The sequence below is a fragment of the Nocardia sp. GP40 genome, from assembly GCF_050434125.1.
Taxonomy (GTDB): Bacteria; Actinomycetota; Actinomycetes; order Mycobacteriales; family Mycobacteriaceae; genus Nocardia; species Nocardia albiluteola.
This window is the reverse complement of the sequence record NZ_JBNPVW010000001.1, coordinates 227,806-248,787: the sequence shown is the minus strand read 5'-3', so window position 1 is coordinate 248,787 and position 20,982 is coordinate 227,806. Positions and strand designations below refer to the sequence as shown.

General features: G+C 67.6%; 23 protein-coding genes. 15 read left to right on the top strand and 8 right to left on the bottom strand.

Annotation, left to right across the window (positions count from 1 at the left end; all coding sequences use genetic code 11):
• Window positions 1–34: 34 nt before the first annotated feature.
• Together ABH933_RS01110 and ABH933_RS01105 are read right to left on the bottom strand one after the other, a co-directional pair.
• Entirely contained in the window at window positions 35–1,084 is a 1,050-nt protein-coding gene (locus tag ABH933_RS01110; RefSeq protein ID WP_429414056.1) for a HAMP domain-containing sensor histidine kinase, read from the bottom strand.
• A 2-nt stretch (window positions 1,085–1,086) separates the two neighbouring features.
• Window positions 1,087–1,797, bottom strand: a complete 711-nt coding sequence (locus ABH933_RS01105; protein WP_429414053.1) for a response regulator transcription factor — start codon at window positions 1,795–1,797, stop codon at window positions 1,087–1,089.
• 572 nt (window positions 1,798–2,369) lie between these two features.
• Between ABH933_RS01105 and ABH933_RS01100 the strand changes: the two genes are divergently transcribed.
• Window positions 2,370–3,560: a L,D-transpeptidase gene (locus ABH933_RS01100; RefSeq protein WP_429415624.1), complete on the top strand. Its 1,191-nt coding sequence runs from the start codon at window positions 2,370–2,372 to the stop codon at window positions 3,558–3,560.
• 129 nt (window positions 3,561–3,689) lie between these two features.
• On the opposite strand, the gene ABH933_RS01095 is transcribed toward ABH933_RS01100, so the two are convergent.
• Genes ABH933_RS01095 through kdpF form a run of 4 tightly spaced genes read right to left on the bottom strand, consistent with a single transcriptional unit; the run spans window position 3,690 to window position 8,582 of the window.
• On the bottom strand, window positions 3,690–4,664 hold the full coding sequence (locus tag ABH933_RS01095) for a potassium-transporting ATPase subunit C (protein ID WP_429414050.1): 975 nt from the start codon (window positions 4,662–4,664) through the stop codon (window positions 3,690–3,692).
• Window positions 4,664–6,820 carry a potassium-transporting ATPase subunit KdpB gene (kdpB, locus tag ABH933_RS01090; protein WP_429414047.1) on the bottom strand — a complete coding sequence of 719 codons (2,157 nt, stop codon included), beginning with the start codon at window positions 6,818–6,820 and terminating at the stop codon, window positions 4,664–4,666. Before kdpB ends, ABH933_RS01095 begins: the two co-directional genes overlap by 1 nt.
• A 1-nt stretch (window position 6,821) precedes the next feature.
• On the bottom strand, window positions 6,822–8,495 hold the full coding sequence (kdpA, locus tag ABH933_RS01085) for a potassium-transporting ATPase subunit KdpA (protein WP_429414044.1): 1,674 nt from the start codon (window positions 8,493–8,495) through the stop codon (window positions 6,822–6,824).
• Window positions 8,496–8,582, bottom strand: a complete 87-nt coding sequence (gene kdpF, locus ABH933_RS01080) for a K(+)-transporting ATPase subunit F (RefSeq protein WP_215918931.1) — start codon at window positions 8,580–8,582, stop codon at window positions 8,496–8,498.
• A gap of 399 nt (window positions 8,583–8,981) precedes the next feature.
• Between kdpF and ABH933_RS01075 the strand changes: the two genes are divergently transcribed.
• The 7 genes from ABH933_RS01075 to ABH933_RS01045 all read left to right on the top strand — a co-directional run bounded on the left by ABH933_RS01075 (window position 8,982) and on the right by ABH933_RS01045 (window position 15,590).
• A complete protein-coding gene (locus ABH933_RS01075) occupies window positions 8,982–9,137 on the top strand; it encodes a hypothetical protein (protein ID WP_429414041.1) in 156 nt (51 codons plus the stop codon).
• Window positions 9,134–11,641, top strand: coding sequence for an ATP-binding protein (locus tag ABH933_RS01070; protein WP_429414038.1), 2,508 nt, complete (start codon window positions 9,134–9,136; stop codon window positions 11,639–11,641). The genes ABH933_RS01075 and ABH933_RS01070 overlap by 4 nt, the downstream gene beginning before the upstream one ends.
• 86 nt (window positions 11,642–11,727) lie before the next feature.
• A complete protein-coding gene (locus ABH933_RS01065) occupies window positions 11,728–12,411 on the top strand; it encodes a response regulator (protein WP_215918929.1) in 684 nt (227 codons plus the stop codon).
• Between the two features lie 127 nt (window positions 12,412–12,538).
• On the top strand, window positions 12,539–13,021 hold the full coding sequence (locus tag ABH933_RS01060) for an OsmC family protein (protein ID WP_215918705.1): 483 nt from the start codon (window positions 12,539–12,541) through the stop codon (window positions 13,019–13,021).
• A gap of 25 nt (window positions 13,022–13,046) precedes the next feature.
• Window positions 13,047–13,328, top strand: a complete 282-nt coding sequence (locus ABH933_RS01055; RefSeq protein WP_429414034.1) for an acylphosphatase — start codon at window positions 13,047–13,049, stop codon at window positions 13,326–13,328.
• Between the two features lie 24 nt (window positions 13,329–13,352).
• Entirely contained in the window at window positions 13,353–14,417 is a 1,065-nt protein-coding gene (locus tag ABH933_RS01050) for a hypothetical protein (protein WP_429414031.1), read from the top strand.
• A 3-nt stretch (window positions 14,418–14,420) separates the two neighbouring features.
• Window positions 14,421–15,590, top strand: coding sequence for a glutathionylspermidine synthase family protein (locus tag ABH933_RS01045; protein ID WP_429414028.1), 1,170 nt, complete (start codon window positions 14,421–14,423; stop codon window positions 15,588–15,590).
• Between the two features lie 31 nt (window positions 15,591–15,621).
• Here the strand turns inward: ABH933_RS01045 and coaD are convergent, their stop codons facing one another.
• Both coaD and ABH933_RS01035 read right to left on the bottom strand, forming a co-directional pair.
• Window positions 15,622–16,107 (bottom strand): pantetheine-phosphate adenylyltransferase, encoded by a 486-nt coding sequence (gene coaD, locus ABH933_RS01040; RefSeq protein WP_215918702.1) that lies wholly within the window; start codon window positions 16,105–16,107, stop codon window positions 15,622–15,624.
• Window positions 16,068–16,739, bottom strand: a complete 672-nt coding sequence (locus tag ABH933_RS01035) for a GtrA family protein (RefSeq protein WP_429414024.1) — start codon at window positions 16,737–16,739, stop codon at window positions 16,068–16,070. Before ABH933_RS01035 ends, coaD begins: the two co-directional genes overlap by 40 nt.
• Window positions 16,740–16,962: 223 nt before the next feature.
• Between ABH933_RS01035 and ABH933_RS01030 the strand changes: the two genes are divergently transcribed.
• The 7 genes from ABH933_RS01030 to ABH933_RS01000 all read left to right on the top strand — a co-directional run bounded on the left by ABH933_RS01030 (window position 16,963) and on the right by ABH933_RS01000 (window position 20,968).
• Window positions 16,963–17,709 (top strand): DivIVA domain-containing protein, encoded by a 747-nt coding sequence (locus ABH933_RS01030; protein ID WP_429414021.1) that lies wholly within the window; start codon window positions 16,963–16,965, stop codon window positions 17,707–17,709.
• Window positions 17,710–17,842: 133 nt separating this feature from the next.
• Entirely contained in the window at window positions 17,843–18,445 is a 603-nt protein-coding gene (locus ABH933_RS01025) for a YceD family protein (RefSeq protein ID WP_429414018.1), read from the top strand.
• 64 nt (window positions 18,446–18,509) lie between these two features.
• The gene (gene rpmF / locus ABH933_RS01020) at window positions 18,510–18,692 is read left to right on the top strand and encodes a 50S ribosomal protein L32 (protein ID WP_215918699.1); all 183 of its coding nucleotides are present in this window, start codon (window positions 18,510–18,512) and stop codon (window positions 18,690–18,692) included.
• Window positions 18,693–18,710: 18 nt separating this feature from the next.
• The gene (rnc, locus tag ABH933_RS01015; protein ID WP_215918698.1) at window positions 18,711–19,442 is read left to right on the top strand and encodes a ribonuclease III; all 732 of its coding nucleotides are present in this window, start codon (window positions 18,711–18,713) and stop codon (window positions 19,440–19,442) included.
• Window positions 19,443–20,297: a bifunctional DNA-formamidopyrimidine glycosylase/DNA-(apurinic or apyrimidinic site) lyase gene (mutM, locus tag ABH933_RS01010; protein ID WP_429414013.1), complete on the top strand. Its 855-nt coding sequence runs from the start codon at window positions 19,443–19,445 to the stop codon at window positions 20,295–20,297.
• 30 nt (window positions 20,298–20,327) lie between these two features.
• Complete coding sequence (locus ABH933_RS01005) at window positions 20,328–20,543, top strand: hypothetical protein (protein WP_429414010.1); 216 nt, start codon at window positions 20,328–20,330, stop codon at window positions 20,541–20,543.
• Window positions 20,543–20,968 carry a PIN domain-containing protein gene (locus ABH933_RS01000; protein ID WP_429414008.1) on the top strand — a complete coding sequence of 142 codons (426 nt, stop codon included), beginning with the start codon at window positions 20,543–20,545 and terminating at the stop codon, window positions 20,966–20,968. Before ABH933_RS01005 ends, ABH933_RS01000 begins: the two co-directional genes overlap by 1 nt.
• Window positions 20,969–20,982: the final 14 nt, after the last annotated feature.

The window sequence follows — 20,982 nt, the reverse complement described above, 5'->3', positions numbered from 1 at the left end:
TCGGCTACATTACGGTCGTGTTACGGGTATTTTTTCAGTGAGTTTCATCACTTAACGGCATCTTTACGATGAACCGCGCACCGCCCCCCGGCCGATCGACGCATTCGACCCGACCACCATGTGCCGCAACGGTTTCCGCGACCAAGGCCAGTCCGATCCCGGTGCCCGTTCCCGCGCGGCGACTGCGGCGCACCGTCACGAAACGTTCAAATATCCGCTGCCGATCCTCGGGGGCGACCCCCGGACCGGCATCGTCGACTGTGATCACCACCTCACCGCCCACCCGCCCCGCGGTGAGCGCGACCACACCGCCGCCGTGCCGCTCGGCGTTCTCCAGCAGATTCATCAGCGCACGTTCGAGTTCGAGTTTGCGGCCGGTGACGGTCGCATCGATCGAAACCCGTAACAATTCGGGGGAATAATGCAGTTCCGCGAGGGTGTGCTGGAGCAGTTCCCGCACCGACAGCGGCTCGGCGTCGGCGCGGTGCATGCGGGCCTCCGCGCGGGCCAGCGCCAGCAGGTCGTCCAGCAGTCGCTTGAGATGGTCCAGTTCGGCCCGCACCAGGGCCAGCGCCTGGCGGGAACGCTCGGGCAGCTCCGCCTCGTGCCGGGCCATGACGCCGACGCTGGTGGTCAGCGTGGTCAGCGGGGTGCGCAGTTCGTGGCTGACGTCGCCGACCAGCCGCCGTTCCCGGTCGATGCGCTGCTGCAGCGAATCGACCATGGCGTTGAACGCGTCGACGGTTGGGGCCAGGTCCGGGTCGTCGGTATCGGGCAGCCGCGTGCCCAGCTCGCCCGAGGCGATCCGGGCGGCGGTGCGGGTGACGCGCTGCAGCGGTTCGAGCAGCCGGCGGCTCAGCCACAGCCCGACGAACGCGCCGATTCCCGTGCCGCAGACCGCGCAGACGATCAGGGTGATCCACACCCCGCGATCCACCACCGACACCGCCGCCGCCAGCACCGCGGACACCAGTCCGGCGGTCACGGCGAACGCGATGACGGCGCGGCCACGCAGACTCTGGCTATGCGACAGCAACCGGCGTCGCCCGGGCGACGCCGGGGGCGCCGGATCAGGTCCGGACACGCTCAGCGCTGTACATCGAGCCGATACCCCAGGCCTCGCACGGTCACCACGACGACCGGATCCGACGGATCCCGCTCGATCTTGGTGCGCAGCCGCCGCACGTGCACGTCCACGATCCGCTCGTCACCGAAAAATCCACGGTCCCAAACTCTTTCGAGCAGGACACTGCGGGAGAGCACCCGGCCCGGCGTCTCGGCCAGCTCACACAGCAGCCGGAACTCCGTCAGCGTGAGGTGCAGCTCCTCCTCGCCCCGGTGCACGGTGCCACCCTCCGGCGAGAGCACGAGCGGGGTGTCGGGATCGGCATCGAGCACCAGCTCCTGCGGGGTCTGCGGCTCGATCATCTGATTGGCGCGCCGGCGCAGCGCCCGCATGCGGGCGGTGATCTCCTTGATCTCGAAGGGCTTGGTCACGAAGTCGTCGGCACCGGCCTCCAGCGCGGCCACCACGTCGTGGGTGTCGTCGCGGGCGCTGACCACGATGATCGGCACATCGTGATCGCGGCGGATCTCGCGAATGCAGGTGAAACCGTCCATGTCGCCGAGCATCAGATCCACGATCATGACGTCGGGGGCGCCGTAGTCGCGCAGATGTTCCAGCGCATCCTCGGCCTCCTCGGCCTCGGCCACGTCGTAGCCCTCGTCCTCCATGGCCAGCCGCAACGCGCCGCGGACCCGGTCGTCGTCCTCCACGATCATCAGGTTCGCAGTCATAATCCATTCCCTAGCTGGCACGCGGCGAGGGCGCCCTGGAGCTCGGCATCCTCTTCGGGCAAACGCCACTGGGGGGTACCCGAGATCACGCTGAGGTAAACGTAGGGCAATCGAAGCGCCCCGATCAACCGCCCGCGGCCCGACACATAATGATGCGGAACCGTTATCGGCCTGTTACATTGAGATTTGCCGCCGAACGGCACCGATGTGATTACCGCCACACAGGGGTCACATCCACGATATGGACCGCCACAACCAATCCGCCCGGACCGCCCGTCCGGGGAGAAGAAGCCGAAAGGTAGCGGAGTACCCACAACTGAACAGGGAAAACCTACGGCTATCCATGTGATGCGCCGCGGCTCTCGCATGCCCCGTAAGCTGGGGCCGAACAGTTCGGCGATGGCGGGTAGCGGGGGCAAGTCCTGACGCTCGCACAGGCAAGTGCAGGAGACACCATGTCAGGTCGCCCACGACGGAGCGACGGCCGTCACGGCGTGCAATACCTTCCAGGCGTGCAAGACACGAGCGGGGCTCGCGGCACCCGCCGCGGCGTATCCCGCAGCGGCATCGCGATGTGCCTCGTCCTGGCGGCGGCATTACTGGCCGCCTGCTCGTCCGGCCCCGGGTCGGCCCCCAAGGCCCCCGCGCCGGCGAAACCGGCCGGACCGGCCATCACGGTGACCCCGGCGGGCGGCACGAATATCGACCCGCTCGGCAAGATCCAGGTGAGCGCCTCGCAGGGCCAGCTGACCTCGGTCACGATGACCAACGAGGACGGCAAGCAGATCGAGGGCATCTTCACCCCTGACAAGACGGCGTGGAAGCCCGCGAGCCCACTCGGGTACAACCACACCTACACCGTCACCGCGCAGGGCCTGACCCTCACCGGCCCCAGCGGCCCGGCGAAGGCCACGTTCAGCACGATCACGCCGAGCAACCAGACCAAGGCGTATCTCACCACCACCGGCCAGGCGCCCATCGGCGACGGCGGCACGTTCGGCGTCGGCATGGTCGTCGTCGCCCACTTCGACGAGCCGATTCCGGACCGGGCGGCCGCCGAACGGCACCTGAACGTCACCACCGATCCCCCTGCGCAGGGCTCCTGGTACTGGCTCGACGACCAGAACGCGCACTGGCGGCCTGAAAAGTATTGGGCCCCCGGCACAAAGGTGAACGTCGCGGCGAACCTCTACGGCGCCCAGCTGGGCAACGGGCTGTACGGGCAGGAGGATTCCAAGGCCTCCTTCACGATCGGCCCCTCGCACGTCTCGATCGCCGACGACAACACCAAGCAGGTCCAGGTCTTCGAGAACGGCAAGCTGATACGCACCATGCCCACCTCGATGGGCATGGGCGGCACGCAGGTCGTCAACGGCAAGACCATCTACTTCTGGACCATGCCCGGCACGTACACGGTGATGGGCCGGGGCAATCCGGTGATCATGGACTCCTCGACCTTCGGCCTGCCGGTCAACTCCCGGCTCGGCTACAAGGAGGCCATCAACTGGGCCACCCAGATCAGCGCCGACGGTATCTATCTGCACGAGCTGCAGTCGACGGTCTGGGCGCAGGGCAACACCGACACCTCGCACGGCTGCCTGAACCTGAATCCGGCCAATGCCCAATGGTTCTACGGCTTCTCCAACCTCGGCGACATCGTCGAGGTGCACAACACCGGCGGCCCGGCCCTGCAGGTCTGGGACAACGGCGACTGGACCCTGCCGTGGGACCAGTGGCTGCAGGGCAGCGCGCTGAACAGATAACGCGCCCCGCACAAATCACCGCGAACCAAAACAGCAAGGCGGACAATACAATCCGATATAGCAAGGGCCGGTCCTCCCGTGGGGAGGACCGGCCCTTGCCGCCTTACCTGCTCACCGGCTCACCGGAACTCAGCTCGCCTTGGTGTACGGGAACAGCTTGTCCAGATCCAGGTTGAGCTCGAGCACGTTGACCCTCGGCTCACCCATGAAGCCGAGCGCGCGGCCCTGGGTGTGTTCGGCAACCACCGCGCGGACCTTTTCCTCGGATACCTTGCGCGCCTTGGCAACCCGCGGAATCTGGATGTTCGCGTAGGCCGGGGAGATGTCCGGGTCCAGACCCGAGGCCGAGGCGGTCACCGCATCGACCGGCACCGGGGTGTCGACCGAGGCATTACCGCGGATCGGCACGATCTGGCCCTTCGAGTAGTCGGCGCCGACCGTCGCGCACTGCACCGCGATCCCCTTGTAGAACGTCATGAACGGCTTCGGGGTCGTCGGGCAGGGCTCGTTGACGCTGATCACCTGCGTGGGATTCTGCACGTTGCCGTGCGAGTCCCGCGGACCCATCACCGCGAGCACCGCCCCGACGCCGCCGGAGGTGCAAAACGGCCGGCTGCCGTCCACGCCCTCCAGGGTGCCCACCGCCTGGCTGCGCGAGCACACCGTGCTCAGCAGCGCCTGGGTGATCTTCACGTTCTTGGGGTTCTTGGTCGCGTCCGGATCCTTGGGATCGGCACTGGCGATCGTGTCCACGATCGACTCCGGGCCCATGTTGCCGAACGTGGAGCTGGCCGGATCGTAGCCGTCTGGGATCGGGCTCACGCCCGTCTTCGGGTCGGCCGCGGGCACCGCGTTGGTCGGACGCGTCTGGAAGTACTGGTTCAGCGCGTTGCCCTTACCGTCGGTGAACGCCTGGCCGATCAGCTTGCTGCCCACGACCTTTCCGTTCACCGTGATCAGCGACCCCTCGGCCCTGCTGTGCAGGCCGGGCAGCTGCGCCACAGCGAAAACCGCGGCGGGATAGCCGATTCCGAGAATCACCGTCATGACGAGCAGGCAACGTAGCGCGGCCACGTGCTGCCGGATCCAAGTCGACATTCGCATTAGGACATCCCGGGGAAGAATTGGATGATCAGGTCGATCACCTTGATGCCGATGAAGGGCATGATGATGCCGCCGAGGCCGTAGATGTAGAGGTTACGGCTGAGCAGCTTGGACGCGCTCGAGGGACGGTAGTTCACCCCTCGCAGCGCCAGCGGGATCAGCGCGACGATGACGAGCGCGTTGAAGATGACCGCGGACAGGATCGCGGACTGCGGGGAGTGCAGCCGCATGATGTTCAGGATGTCCAGGCCCGGGAACAGCGACACGAACATCGCGGGAATGATCGCGAAGTACTTGGCGATGTCGTTGGCGATCGAGAACGTGGTGAGCGCACCGCGCGTGATCAGCAACTGCTTGCCGATCTCGACGATCTCGATCAGCTTGGTCGGGTCGGAATCCAGGTCGACCATGTTGCCGGCTTCCTTGGCTGCGGAAGTACCGGTGTTCATGGCGACGCCGACGTCGGCCTGGGCCAGGGCGGGAGCGTCGTTCGTACCGTCGCCGGTCATGGCGACCATGCGGCCGCCCTCCTGCTCCTTCCTGATCAGCGCCAGCTTGTCCTCGGGAGTGGCCTCCGCGAGGAAGTCGTCGACGCCCGCCTCATCGGCGATCGCCTTGGCGGTCAACGGATTGTCACCCGTGATCATGACCGTCCGGATGCCCATCTTGCGCATTTCGTCGAAACGCTCGCGCATGCCCTGCTTGACGACGTCCTTGAGGTGAATAACGCCGAGCAGCTTGGCCTTGCCCTCGCGCACCTCACCGACCACCAGCGGCGTGCCACCGGCGGCGGAGATCCCGTCGACGGTTTGCCCCAGCTCCGCGGGAACCTCGCCGCCCAGCGACCGCACCCATTCGGTGACCGCGCTCGCGGCGCCCTTGCGCAGCTGATGCCCGTCGGACAGATCCACACCCGACATGCGGGTCTGGGCGGTGAACTCCACCCAGGTGGCGCCGGTCAGCTCGCCCGCGGTGCGCTCGCGCTTGTTGAACGCCTGCTTGGCGTACACCACGATCGAGCGGCCCTCGGGGGTTTCGTCCGCAAGGCTGGAAAGCTGTGCGGCATCGGCCAATTCGTCCGCGGTGACACCGGCGACGGGCACGAAGTCCGAGGCCTGGCGGTTACCGAGGGTGATGGTGCCGGTCTTGTCCAGCAGCAGGGTGTTCACATCGCCCGCGGCCTCGACCGCGCGGCCGGACATGGCCAGCACGTTGCGCTGCACCAGGCGGTCCATACCGGCGATGCCGATGGCGGACAGCAGCGCGCCGATCGTGGTCGGAATGAGACACACCAGCAGCGAGACCATCACGATGCCGGTCACGCCGTAGTGGTTCAGCGTCTGGTTGTCCGCGACGCCGGGGTTGTTGGCCTTGGAGAAGATGGCCAGCGGCTGCAGCGTCGCCACGGCGAAGACGAAGATGATCGTCAGCGCGGCCAGCAGGATGTTCAGCGCGATCTCGTTCGGCGTCTTCTGCCGCGAGGCGCCCTCGACCAGCGCGATCATCTTGTCGATGAACGAGCCGCCGGGCTCCTGTGTGATCTTGACGACGATCCGGTCGGACAGCACCGTGGTGCCGCCGGTGACCGCGGAACGGTCACCGCCGGACTCGCGGATCACCGGCGCGGATTCACCCGTGATGGCCGACTCGTCCACCGAGGCAATGCCTTCCACGACGTCGCCGTCGCCCGGAATGACCTGCCCGGCCTCGACGACCACGTAGTCACCACGCTGCAGCTCCGGAGCCGCCACGCTCTCCTCGACGACGGCAGCGCCGGGAGACCAGTTCACCAGTCGACGAGCGACGGTGTCGGTCTTGGCCTTTCGCAGCGTGTCGGCCTGCGCCTTGCCGCGGCCCTCGGCGACGGCCTCGGCCAGGTTGGCGAAAAGCACTGTCAGCCAGAGCCATACGACGATCGCCCACGCGAAGAAGGTGGGCTTCGTGACCGCGAGCACGGTCGTCCAGATGGCGCCGATCTCGACGATCAGCATCACCGGGTTCTTGTACAGCGTGCGCGGATCCAGCTTCTTCAGCGCATCCGGCAGCGACTTCACCAGCATCTTGGGATCGAACAGGCCGCCCGAGACCCGGCTCTTGTGCGCCGCGGCGGGGTGCTGCTCCTGCGCCGGATTCTGATCAATGGTTGGTGTGGTCATATCAGTGGATTCCTTCAGCGAGCGGCCCGAGCGCGAGCGCGGGCAAGAAGGTGAGGGCGACCAGGATGATCGTCACGCCCGCCACCATGCCGACGAACAGCGGCCGGTGCGTGGGCAGGGTGCCCTCGGAGGCAGGCGTATGTCCTTGCGCGGCAAGCGAACCGGCCAGCGCGAGCGCGAAGATGATCGGAATGAACCGGCCGAACACCATGGCCAGACCCAGCGCGGTGTTCCACCACGGGGTGTTGGCGCTCAGACCGGCGAAGGCCGAACCGTTGTTGTTCGCCGCGGATGTGAAGGCGTACAACACTTCCGACAGGCCGTGCGGACCGGTGTTGGCCATCGCCGCGCGCTCGCCAGGCAGCGCCATCGCGACGGCGGTGCCGATCAGCACGATCAGCGGCGTGACCAGGAAGTAGGCCGCGGCCAGCTTGATCTCGCGCGGATTGATCTTCTTGCCCAGGTATTCCGGGGTGCGCCCGACCATCAGACCGGCGACGAAGACTGTGATCACGGCCAGGATCAGCATGCCGTACAGACCCGAGCCGGTACCACCCGGCGCGACCTCACCCAGCTGCATGTTGAACATCGCCATCATGCCGCCGGTGCTGGTCAGGGAGTCGTGCGCGGAGTCGACCGCGCCGGTCGAGGTCAGCGTCGTGGCGGTGGTGAACGTCGCGGAGTTCGAGACGCCGAACCGCTGCTCGATGCCCTCCATCGCGGACCCGACCGCAGTCGGGACCGTGCCGTGGTGGTGCAGCTGGAAGAAGTTGGTCAGGATCACGCTGAACAGGGCCAGCGAGCCCATCACCGACAAGATCGCGTAGCCCTGCTTCGGGCTGCCGACCATCCGGCCGAACGTGCGCGGCAGCGAGAAGCTGATCACCAGCAGCAGGAAGATCTCCACGAAGTTGGTCCACGACGTGGGGTTCTCGAACGGATGCGCCGAGTTCACGTTGAAGAATCCGCCGCCGTTGGTGCCCAGTTCCTTGATGACCTCCTGGCTGGCCACCGGGCCGCCCGGCAGGGTCTGGGTTCCGGTGTTGGCGACCGTGGTCGCGGTCTGCGACCAGAGGTGGAAGTTCTCGATCACACCGCCCGCGATCAGCACGATCGCGAAGACGAACGCGATCGGCAGCAGAATCCGGATGGTGCCCCGCACGAGATCCACCCAGAAGTTGCCCAGATCGCCGGTGCGATGCCGGGCGAATCCGCGCACCAGCGCGATCGCCACGGCGATGCCGACGGCCGCGGACACGAAGTTCTGCACGGACAGGCCGCACATCTGAACCACATGGCCCATCGTGGTTTCACCGGCATAGCTCTGCCAGTTGGTGTTCGTGATGAAGCTGATCGCGGTGTTCCAGGCCAGATCGCCGGTCATCTTGGTGCCCGGGTTGGTCAGATGCCACGGCAGGTGGCCCTGCACGATCTGCAGGAAGAACAGGAACAGCACGCTGATCGCCGAGAAGGCCAGCACGCTGCGGGCGTAAACCGCCCACGTCTGCTCCACCCCGGGTTCGACGCCGATGAGCTTGTAGATGACCCGCTCGGCCCGGGAGTGCTTCTCGCTCGAGTACACCCGGTACATGTAGTCGCCGAGCGGAATGTGCACCAGGGCGAGCGCGATGATCAGGGCCGCTATGAAAACGATCCCCGCGGTAGTCGTGTTCACCTAGAACCTTTCGGGGTACAGCAGCGCAGCAACCAGATAGACGGCGACGCCGACGGCCAGAACCAGACCGATGATGTTCTGCGTCACAGCCGCTCAACTCCCCGCTGGATCAGCCCGAGTAGGGCGAAGATCGCCACGGTTACCACCGTGAACACCACGACAGACATGTCGAACCTTTCTTGGACAAACGCCGCATACGAGCGACGCAGTGAGTCAAGCGTTCAGATGGCCCGTTTTCGAGTTCCTTGACACCTTCTTAGCGCCTCGGACGTCCGCATTGACGGACCACTTACGGGTGTTCCCCCTGTGTCGCCCCCGGGGCGTAAAGGTCCAGATCAATGCCGTCAAGAAAGCGTCAACGAGGCCGTACGGCGCGGCGTCGGCGGTAGACAGGGTAAAGCTCGGCAACGCATGTCCAGCGGCCGGCGCTGATGAGCCTAGAGGACATCGATGTCCGGCGTGAGCCGAGAATCAGCGAGGAGAAACATGACCACCGGCGCGCTTGCGGCATTGACGACCGTCGGCACGGCGTTTTCGGTCGGTGCGCTTGTCCTGCGCGCGCTTGCTCGCGCGGCGACGCCGCTGCGGGTGCGCGTGCCTACGTACCCGCACCCGCCCCGACGCGAGATGATGAACAGGTGAAACGCGGTCAGCTTCGCATATATCTCGGTGCCGCCCCGGGCGTGGGCAAGACCTTCGCCATGCTCGGCGAGGCGCACCGGCGCATCGGGCGCGGCCGCGATGTGGTGGCCGCGGTGGTGGAGACGCACGGCCGCCCCAAGACCACCGAACTGCTCGAGGGCATGGAGCGCATCGCCCCCAGGATGATGTCCTACCGCGGCACCACGCTGCCCGAACTCGACGTGGAGGCCGTGCTGCGCCGCGCGCCCGCGGTGGTGCTGGTCGACGAGCTCGCGCACACCAACGTGCCCGGTTCGAAGAACGAGAAGCGCTGGCAGGACGTGCACGAACTGCTGGACGCGGGCATCGACGTGATCTCGACGGTCAACGTGCAGCACCTGGAGAGCCTGAACGACGTGGTCGAGCAGATCACCGGCGTGGTGCAGCGGGAAACCGTGCCCGACTGGGTGGTTCGCGGCGCCGACCAGGTGGAGCTGGTCGACATCACCCCGGAGGCGTTGCGGCGCAGGATGTCCCACGGCAACGTCTACGCCGCCGACAAGGTCGACGCGGCGCTGCGCAACTACTTCCGTCCCGGAAACCTCACCGCGCTGCGGGAATTGGCACTGCTGTGGCTGGCCGATCAGGTGGACGCCGCGCTGGCCAAGTATCGCGAGGACCACCGGATCACCGATATCTGGGAGGCGCGCGAGCGCGTCGTCGTCGCGGTGACCGGCGGGCCGGAGTCCGAGACGATCGTGCGCCGCGCCAGCCGCATCGCCACCAAGTCCAGCGCCGATCTGATCGTCGTGCACATCGTGCGCGGCGACGGCCTCGCCGGGGTGTCGACGCAGCGGATGAACCGGCTGCGCGACCTGGCGACCGGCCTGGGCGCCAGCTTGCACACGATAACCAGCGAGGACGTGCCCCATGCGCTGCTGGACTTCGCGCGCGGGGTGAACGCGACCCAGCTGGTGCTGGGCACCTCGCGCCGCTCGCGCTTCGCCCGCATGCTGGACGAGGGCATCGGATCGACCGTGGTCCAGCTCTCGGGCAAGATCGACGTGCACATGGTCACCCACGAGGAGTCCAACCGCGGATTCCGCTGGCGCGCGCTGCTGCCGCGCGAGCGCAAGCTGACCTCCTGGGCCGCGGCGCTGGCGGTTCCGGCGGTGATCACTGCGGTCTGCTTCTATTTCCTGGACAAGCACCTGGACCTGGCCGGGGAGAGCGCGCTGTTCTTCATCGGTGTGATCGGGGTCGCGCTGCTGGGCGGCGTCGCGCCGGCCTCGCTCTCGGCGGTGCTGGGCGGTCTGCTGCTGAACTGGTTCTTCGTCTCCCCTCGCTACAGCCTGACCATCGGCGACCTGAACAACTTCCTGACCATCGTGGTGATGGCGATGGTCGCGGTCGCGGTGGCCGCGCTGGTGGACATCTCCAAGCGCCGAACCAGTCAGGCGCGCACCGCATCCCGGCAGGCCGAACTGCTGACGCTGTTCGCCGGCGCCGTGCTGCACGGCGCGGATCTGCACGATCTGCTCGAGCATGCCCGCGAGACGTTCGGCATGCGCGCGGTCAGCCTCGCGAACGGCGACGATGTCGTCGCGTGCGTCGGCGAGGGGCCCGCGCGCCGGGTCAAGGATGCCGACACCGCCATCGAGGCCGGGGACGACGAGCACTGGCTGCTGCTCAACGGCCATTCGCTCACCGCCGCGGACCGCCTGGTGCTGGGCGCGGTCGCCAATCAGGCGGCCGGTCTGGTGCGGCAGCGTCAGCTCTCGGACGAGGCGCAGGCCGCGGCCGGGGTGCTCGAGGCCGACCGGCTGCGCCGCGCCCTGCTGTCGGCGGTCAGCCACGACCTGCGCACACCGCTGGCCGCGGCCAAGGCCTCGGTCTCGAGCCTGCGCAGCGACGACGTGGAGTTCTCCCCGGAGGACACCGCCGAACTGCTGGAGACCGTCGAGGAATCCGTCGATCAGCTCACGGGCCTGGTCGGCAATCTGCTGGACTCCTCGCGGCTCGCGGTCGGAGTGGTGAAGCCCCAGCTGAAACGGGTGTATCTGGAGGAGGTCGTGAATCGCGCGGTCGTCGGCGTCGGCATGGGCACCCGCAGCCTGCGCCGCGCGGTGATGGACCGGGTGAAGGTGGAGGTCGGCGATGTCGCGGTGCGCGCCGACGGCGGCCTCCTGGATCGGGTGCTGGCCAACCTGATCGATAACGCGCTGCGGTATTCGCCCCCGGACACGCCCATTCGGGTCACCGCCGAGCAGACCGGAGACCGCGTGTCGCTGACGGTCGTGGACTACGGTCCCGGGGTGCCGACGGGGCTGGAGGATCAGCTGTTCGAGCCCTTCCAGCGCCTCGGCGACCGCGACAACTCCACCGGCGTCGGGCTGGGGCTGTCGGTGGTGCGGGGCTTCGTCGAGGCGATGGGCGGCACCGTACACGCCGAGCCGACGCCCGGCGGCGGGCTCACCATGGTTATCGATCTACCGGCCGATCAACAGGAAGAGGAGAAACGGTGACGACACCGGCGAGTTCGAACGACGGGGACCGCCCCGGCGGCTCGCGTGTGCAGGGCGGGGCCCGCGATCGCGACCAGCCCGGCGCCGTGCAGACCAAGGTGCTGGTGGTCGACGACGAGCCGCAGATTCTGCGCGCGCTGCGGATCAATCTGTCGGTGCGGGGCTACGAGGTGATCACCGCGGCCACCGGCGCCGCGGCGCTGCGGGCCGCGGCGGAGAAGCATCCCGACGTGGTGGTGCTCGACCTGGGCCTGCCGGATATGGACGGCATCGACGTGCTGGCGGGCCTGCGCGGCTGGAGCCAGGCGCCAGTGATCGTGTTGTCCGCGCGCACCGACTCCGCGGACAAGGTCGAGGCGCTGGACGCGGGCGCCGACGACTACGTGACCAAACCGTTCGGCATGGACGAGCTGCTGGCGCGACTACGGGCGGCGGTGCGCCGCGGCGCGACCGCGACGGAGGGTTCGGATCCGGTGGTGGAGACCTCGTCGTTCACCGTGGACCTGTCGGCGAAGAAGGTCATCAAGCACGGCGGCGACGTGCATCTGACGCCGACCGAATGGGGCGTACTCGAGATGCTGGTGCGCAATCAGGGCAAGCTCGTGGGGCGGCGGGAGTTGCTGCGCGAGGTGTGGGGCCCGTCGTATGCCACCGAAACCCATTATCTGCGTGTGTATCTCGCGCAGCTGCGACGCAAGCTCGAGGACGATCCGTCGCACCCCAAGCATCTGCTCACCGAGGCGGGCATGGGATATCGGTTCTGTGTCTGACCTGTCGAACCCATCGCGTCGCGGGCGGGGTGGAGCCGGGCCGAGCCGCTTCGCCGCAGGGCGCGCACGCGGTTGCGTTCGCAACAGTCGAATGCGGACAAAGCGGTAGTGATGGCAGGATCGGGGCATGGCTGAACAGTCCTCCAACGGCAAGGCACAGACCTCGACCGTCGCGGCGACCACCCGGGCTCCCAAGACCCCGACCTCCCTGTGGGTCGAGCGCACCGCCACCCGGCGCTACACCGGGCGCAGCTCGCGCGGCGCGGAGGTCCTGGTCGGCTCCGACGGCGTGCCCGGCGTTTTCACCCCGGGCGAGCTGCTCAAGATCGCGCTGGCGGCCTGCACCGGGATGAGTTCGGACTTCCCGCTGTCGAACCGGCTCGGCGAGAACTATGACGTGACCATCCGGGTTTCCGGCGACGCCGACCGCGAGAACGAGGTGTACCCGGAGCTGAACGAGATCGTCGAGCTCGATCTGTCCGAACTCGACGAGGCCGGTCGCGAGCGGCTGCTGGTGACGGTGCAGCGCGCCATCGACAAGGTGTGCACCGTCGGACGCACCCTGAAGGCGGGCACCACGGTGAACCTGTCGTTCCAGGCGGACGAGTGAACGTGCGCATCCGGAAGGTAGCCGGATGAGCTCCGAGCATGTGCGGGTTGTCGCCTGGGTGCACGGCCTCGTCCAGGGCGTGGGCTTTCGCTGGTGGACCCGGGCCCGCGCGCTGGAGCTGGCGCTGGTCGGCTCGGCCCGGAACACCAGCGACGGCCGGGTCCATGTCATTGCCGAGGGCCCGCGCGAGAATTGCGAGAAGTTACTGGCGCTGCTGCGTTCGGGGACGACGCCGGGTCGGGTAGACCTGGTTGTGGAAGACTGGAGCGCCGCCCAGGGCGGGCTCACGGGATTCGTGGAACGGTAAGCGGCGGGGAACAGGGAGTCATCGGTGGCAACGGAACATCCGGGCATGGACGCATACCGTCCGAGCCCTGAGGGCACAGGCGATCCCTCCGCGGACGAACCCACCACGCGCATGCCGCATCCCGAGCAGCCGCAACCGAATCCCACGCTGCCGATGCCGGGCATGCCGCACGCCGAATCCCCCGGTGGCACCGGCGAGCCCGCATCCGCCGCACATCCGGGCCAGGCGGGCCCGGGTGGGTCCGGGGCCGGCTCACCCGATCCGACGGTGGCAATGCCGGGCATGCCGTACTTCGGAACCCCGGGGGGCACCGCCGGATTCGACCCGGCACCGCGCCCCGGCCCGGGATTCGCCCAGCCCAACCCGACGCTCGCGATGCCGGGCGTGCCGAATCCGCTTGCGGGGCTCGGCTATCCGGCGGACCCGTCGGCGGCCGCGGGGCCCGATGTCGGCGGTGCGATCTACCACTCCTCCGACGAGCCCGGCCCGTCCGGCGAACACGAGATCGGCGGGGCCGTCTATCCCTCGTCCCCGGATCACCCGCGCGGCAGCATCTCGCGCCAGGAGGCCGGTGTCACCCAGCCTCGCCCGCCGACGGTGGCCGAGGCGCGGGCGCGGGACAAGGCCCGCAAGCGCGCGGAGGAGGCCGAGCGTGCGGCCGCGGAGGCCCTCGAGGCCAAGCGGAAGCGGCGCAGGAAGGCGCTGATCGGCGGCGCCGCGGTCGTCGGCGTGGCCGCGATCGTCGGCGCCGGCTATCTCGCCTGCCAGGCCGCCGAGCAGCCCGATGTCACCGCGTACTGCGTCAGCGACAACACCAACGGCCAGCAGACCGTCGTCAACGACAACGACTGCGTCGCCGCGCAGGCCTACGCCACCAACGCCGGCTACTACCACAGCGGCCTGCCGGCCATCTTCTTCTTCAACGGCCACCAGTACCACTACTACTACGGCGGCACGAACACCATCGGCCGCCCGCCCACCGGTGGCAGCTTCAGCGAACCGAGTGGCGCGCACATCAGCACCAAGAGCGGCACCGTCATTCGCGGCGGGCTGGGCTCCAAGAGTGGCGGAAAGTCGGGAGGTTCCTAGGTCATGCGCCGGGTACGTGGAAGGTCGCGGGCGAGCTGGCAGCGCATCATCGCCGATCAGGGCCTGGTATTCGGTTCCCCTGGAACAGATTCCAACGGGCAGCCACGCCCGTACTGGGACGAATCGGTGCACTACGAGTTCGATCTCGACGAGATCCTCGCGATGGAGGCGCAGGTCGAGGTGCTGCACACGATGTGCCTGCACGCCGCCGAGCAGGTGGTGCTGACCGAGAGATTCGCCGATTTCGGTCTGCCGCAATGGAGTTGGGGCCCGATCACCGAGTCCTGGCACCGTAGCGACCCGTACGTCTACGGCCGCTTCGATCTGCGCTACGACGGACGCGGCCCGGCAAAACTGCTGGAGTACAACGCCGATACGCCGACCTCCCTGCTGGAGGCGGCGATCGTGCAGTGGCACTGGCTGACCGATGTGTATCCCGACGACGATCAGTGGAATTCGTTGCACGAGAAGCTCGTCGAGCGCTGGGGCGAGCTGCGAAAGACCCTGCCGAAGGGTGGGCTGCACTTCACGTGGTCCTCGGCCGATGCCAGCGGCGAGGACAACGTCACCACCGCCTACATGCAGGAGACCGCCGCGGAGGCCGGATTCGACACCGTCGCACTGCCGATCGAGGAGGTCGGCTGGGACACCGAGCTGGACCGCTTCGTCGACCTGGCCGAGGCGCCCATCGAGTCCATTTTCAAGCTGTACCCGTGGGAATGGGCCCTGGACGACGACTTCGGACAGCGCGTGGTCGGCTCACTGCCGCAGACGACGTGGGTCGAGCCGCTGTGGAAGACCCTGCTGTCGAACAAGGCGCTGCTAGCCGTGCTGTGGGAGATGTATCCCGGCCACCCGAATCTGCTGCCCGCCTACATCGATGACCCGCACGAGCTCACCGAGTACATTCGCAAGCCGAAGCTCGGCCGCGAGGGCGCCAACATGACCATCGTCGGCGCGGGAATGGAAACCGCGACCGGCGGGGTCTACGGCGAGGAGGGCTACATCTACCAAATGCTGGACCCGCTACCGGATTTCGACGGTCAGCGCCCGGTGCTGGGTGCGTGGATCGTCGGCGACACGGCCGCGGGCATGGGCATCCGCGAAACCCCCGGCCTCATCACCGACGACACCTCGACGTTCGTGCCGCACCGGATTCCGGCGAAGCCGTGACATGGCTCCGCTCCGGCGGAGCCGGGCCCGGCTAGCCCCTACGCTCGGCCAGGCGGGCCAGCAGCCGCTTGTGCACCGACGGCGGCAGCATGTCCGAGACGTCGCCGCCGAAGGTGGCCACCTCCTTGACCAGCGAGCTGGACAGGAAGCTGTGGACCGGATTGGTGGCGATGAAGAAGGTGTCCACGCCCGAGAGCTTGTTGTTCATCTGCGCCATCTGCATCTCGTAGCCGAAGTCGGTGGCATCGCGCAGCCCCTTGACGATGGCGGTGATGCCCTGCTCCCGCGCGAAGTCGACGAGCAGGCCGTGCCAGGATTCCACCCGGACGTTGGGCAGATCCGCGGTGACCTCGCGCAGCATCTCCATCCGCTCGTCGACGGTGAACATGCCCTGCTTGTTCTTGTTGATCATCACCGTCACGACGACCTCGTCGAATTGCGCCGCGACGCGGGCGAAGACGTCAAGATGTCCGTTGGTTACCGGATCGAACGATCCCGGGCAGAGTGCTCCAGCCATGGTCGAAACCTAACAGGCCCGTGGGTGGGAAACACCCACAGGCGCAGGGTCAGGAACCGCAGGGTGCCCACGCCCGCGGTGACGACGATGACGGCAATCGCCTCCGGGATATCGCCGAGCCCGGGGGCCAGGAAGTCCAGCAGCGCCAGCGCGGCCGAGGTGATGCCCAGCCCTGCCAGCGCCAGACCGCCGCCCTCCAGCTGCGCGGTGAGCCAGCTGACCCGGTCCGAGGCGCGAAAGGTCAGGCGTCGGTGCAGCTCGTTGGCGATGGCGGTGCTCACCACCGACCCGGTGAGGTTGGCCAGCTGCGGGCCGCCGCCGTAGCAGGCCATGAACAGCAGGAAGTAGCCGATATTGCTGAAGCCGCCGACCAGGGCGAAGCGGATCAGCTGGGCGAGCCAGCGATCGCTGCGAAGATACACCCCGAGACGGGCCAGCTGCCGGCGAAAGGGCAGGGTCGCGGTCCGCACCTTGTCGGTCGCGGCGAGCACGGTATCCGTGGCGGCCAGCACCGTATCGGTCGCGGCATTGACGGCGTCGGTGGCCGCGGCCTGCATGACATCAAGGGTGTCGTCGGGCGCGGGCCGGGGATCGTCCCCCGCGCCCGGATGTACCGGATACACGACAGCCATGCTCAATTCCGATCGACATTGCCGGACCAGGTCCGGCTATCTACCGCTCGGTAAATAATTTAACACCAACCGGAGTCATTGCCTCCACTTGATTCTGTGGCGTTGGAAACACCCGCCGACACACCGCGAGTGAACTGGGTCCACTTCGGTGCCGAGGGGCACACTGGCTTACGGCGGCATGGAGGTTCGCCGTGGTAAGTCGGTATGAGAGTGGGGTAGCAAGATGTATCGCGTATTCGAGGCCCTCGACGAGCTGGTCGCGATCGTCGAAGAGGCGCGCGGCATCCCGACCACCCGCAATTGCGTCGTGCCGCGCGGCGACATGCTCGAGCTACTCGACGACGTCCGCGAGGCCATCCCCGGCGAGCTGGACGACGCGCAGGACGTCCTCGATCATCGCGACGGAATCGTCAACGACGCCCGCAGCTCCGCCGAATCCACGATCACCAGCGCCAACGATCAGGCCGAGCAGACCGTCACCGGCGCCCGCGCCGAGGCCGACCGCCTGCTGGCCGATGCCAAGGCACACGCCGACCGCATGGTCGCCGAGGCCCGCGCGCACGCCGACCACCTGGTCGCCACCGCCACCGCCGAGGCCGAGCGGGTGGTCGCCGACGGCAAGGCCGAATACGAGGCCCGCACCGGCCGCGCCCGCACCGAGTCCGAGCGCATGATCGCCGCGGGACAGGCCTCCTACGAGCGCTCGGTCGCCGAGGGCCAGTCCGAACAGGACCGCCTCGTGCAGCAGACCGAGGTCGTGCGGGCCGCGCACGGCGAGTCCGCGCGGCTGATCGATTCCGCACAGGCCGAGGCCGATCGCCTGCGCAACGACTGCGACCAGTACGTCGACAGCAAGCTCGCCGATTTCGAGGAGACGCTGCACACCGCCCTGCGCACGGTCGGCCGCGGTCGGCACCAGCTGCGCAGCGGTACGGGCGTACCGGATTACGCGAGCGAATTTCGCAGGTGATCCCCTTGCTCCCCGGGGATGGCAAGCCGGCGGAGCTTGCGGAGCCGGCGGGGTGGGTAAGTTTTGGGCTGGCGATGCGAATTCGGTATCGTAGGGTGGTTGCCCATCCACCGCCCATGAGGAAATGAGCTCAATGCCCGCCGAATCCGGTTCCGGTTCGCGTCGTCGTCAGACGGACGCGGGCTTCGTGCTGGACACCCGCAGCCTCGGCCGCAAGCCGGGGTCGATGAAAACCCTGCAGCGCACGGTGACCGTGCCGGAGAAGATCGGCCTGGATCTGATCGGCATTCCGGCGGGAGCCGAGGTGGAGCTGGATCTCACGCTGCAGTCGGTGTCGGAGGGCGTGCTGATCACCGGTTCGGTGTCCGCGCCGCTGGCCGGTGAATGCTCGCGCTGCCTGGAATCGTTCACCGACGAGCTCGAACTGCAGGTGACCGAGCTGTTCGCCTACCCGGACAGCGTCACCGAGCAGACCACCGAGGAGGACGAGATCCACCGCCTCGTCGACGACATGATCGACCTGGAACCGGTGGTCGTGGACGCGGTCGGGCTCGAGCTTCCGCTGCAGCCGCTGTGCGAGCCGGACTGCCCCGGACTGTGCGCCGAATGCGGTGTGCGGATGGCGATTGCGGGTTCCGATCACGGGCATGAGATACTGGACCCTCGCTGGGCCGGGCTTGCCAAATTCACGGCCGAGTCCCCCGGCACCGGTGGCACTGCCGCCGAGCTGAACTAGACGTAAGCAGATTTCTTGCCGAGCCGCGCGGCCCGGCAAGTTCGAAGACAGAGGAGAAGTTGAAGTGGCCGTTCCGAAGCGCCGGATGTCCCGTTCCAACACCCGCTCGCGGCGCAGCCAGTGGAAGGCCACCGCGCCGACCCTGATCACCTGCCCGAACCGCGCGTGCGGCGAGAAGACCCTGCCGCACACCGCGTGCCCGAACTGCGGTACCTACAAGGGCCGCCAGGTCGCGTCCGCAGTTTGATAACACCGGCAGCGCACCGTGACCGCCAGTAAGGACGGCGCGGACTCGCCCTCGGGTGAGTCCGCCGACCATACGAGCCTGCTCGAGGCTTTGGGTGTCGACCTGGGCGAGGAGCTGCTCCGGCTTGCCCTCACCCATCGCTCCTACGCCTACGAGAACGGTGGCCTGCCCACCAACGAACGCCTGGAGTTCCTGGGCGATTCGGTCCTGGGCCTGAGCATCACCGAGCGCCTGTACCTCGAACATCCGGACAAGTCCGAGGGCGAACTGGCGAAGCTGCGCGCCAGCGTGGTCAACATGCATGCGCTGGCCGAGGTCGCGCGCGCCCTGGGCGAGGGCGGCCTGGGACGGCATCTGCTGCTCGGCAAGGGCGAGGAGATGACCGGCGGGCGCGACAAGCCGAGCATCCTCGCCGATGGCATGGAGTCACTGCTGGGCGCGGTGCATCTCGAGCACGGCATCGAGGTGGCCCGCGGCGTGGTCCTGCGGCTGTTCGCCGATCTGCTCGAGCGCGGCCCGCGGATGGGCGCCGGCCTGGACTGGAAGACCAGTCTGCAGGAGCTGACCGCCGAGCGTGGGCTCGGCGTGCCCTCGTACGAGATCACCTCGACGGGCCCCGACCACGACAAGGAGTTCACCGCCACGGCGGTGATCGGTGGTCAGGCCTACGGCAAGGGCGTCGGCCGGTCCAAGAAGGAAGCCGAACAGAAGGCCGCCGGCGCTGCCTGGCGGGCCCTGAACGAGGGCTAGATGCCCGAACTTCCCGAGGTCGAGGTCGTGCGCCGCGGCCTGGCCGATCACGTTGTCGGCCACGTCATCGAATCCGTCACGGTGAAACATCCCCGCTCGGTGCGCAGGCATGCGCTCGGCGGGGATGATTTGGCCGCGCGTCTTTCCGGGCTGCGCGTGGAAACCGCGCAGCGTCGCGGCAAATTCCTGTGGCTGACCTTCGACGATCCCGAAACCGCCCTGGTCGTTCATCTCGGCATGAGCGGGCAGATGCTGGTCGAGTCGGCCGATGCGCCGCTGGAGAAGCACGCGCATATCGTCGCGACCCTCGATTCGGGTGCACAGCTGCGATTCGTCGATCAGCGCACCTTCGGCGGGTGGGCGCTGCATCCGGTCGTCGAGGTCGACGGGACGACCGTGCCCGAGGCCGTGGCCCATATCGCCCGCGATCCGCTGGATCCGCGGTTCGACGCCGACGCGGTGGTGAAGGTGTTGCGCGGCAAGCACTCCGAGATCAAGCGGGTGCTGCTGGATCAGACCGTCATCTCCGGGGTCGGCAACATCTACGCCGACGAGGCCCTGTGGCGGGCGAAGATTCACGGTGAGCGCATCGCCGCCAAGCTCACCCGCCCGGATCTGCACCGGCTGCTGACCGAGGTGCACGCGGTGATGTCCGAGGCGCTGCGGGCGGGCGGCACCTCCTTCGACGCCCTGTACGTCAATGTGAACGGCCAGTCCGGCTATTTCGAACGCTCCCTGGCCGCCTACGGCCGCGAGGACGAGCCCTGCCGCCGCTGCGGCGCGCCGATCCGCCGGGAAAAGTTCATGAACCGCTCCTCGTACTCCTGTCCCCGCTGCCAACCCAGGCCGCGCTAGTTACCGCCGGTATACCGGTATACTTCAGGTATGTCCGACATGACGACGATCAAGGTTCCGAAGGCGATCCGTGACAGACTTCAGCAGGTCGCGGTATCGAGCGGGGTGACACTGGCACAGGCGATCGATCAGCTTCTCGACAAGAACGGTGCGCGGCCGAAGCCCACCGTCGGAGGCTATCGCAGCGACCGGCCGCTCTCCGCCGAAGAGATCGACCGGGAGCTCGGCATGAGCTTCGGAGCCTGATGACGATCATCGTGGATACCAGCGCGATTCTCGCGTTGTTCGACGAGTCGTACAACGAGCACGAGTCACTGGCTCGAATCGTCGATAAGGCCGATGAACGCCTCGTAGTGTCGCCCATGGTCGTTGCCGAGGTCGACTACATGTTGTACACCCGGCTCGGCTCTCGTGCGGCTCGCGACTTCGCCGCGGATGTGGCCGGCGGGGCCTACGACCTGGCTGAGTGGACAGCCAACCATCACGCTGCGGCGCTCGCGGTCACAACGAAGCATGGCGACGACTACATCGGCATCGCGGATGCATCGAACGTGGTGCTGGCCGATCGGGAACGCACGGACCGGATCATGACACTCGACCAGCGACATTTCCGAACCCTGCGTCCACTGTGGGGGTTCGCCGCTTTCGTACTCCTTCCGTACGACGTCTGAACGCGGACGAAGTC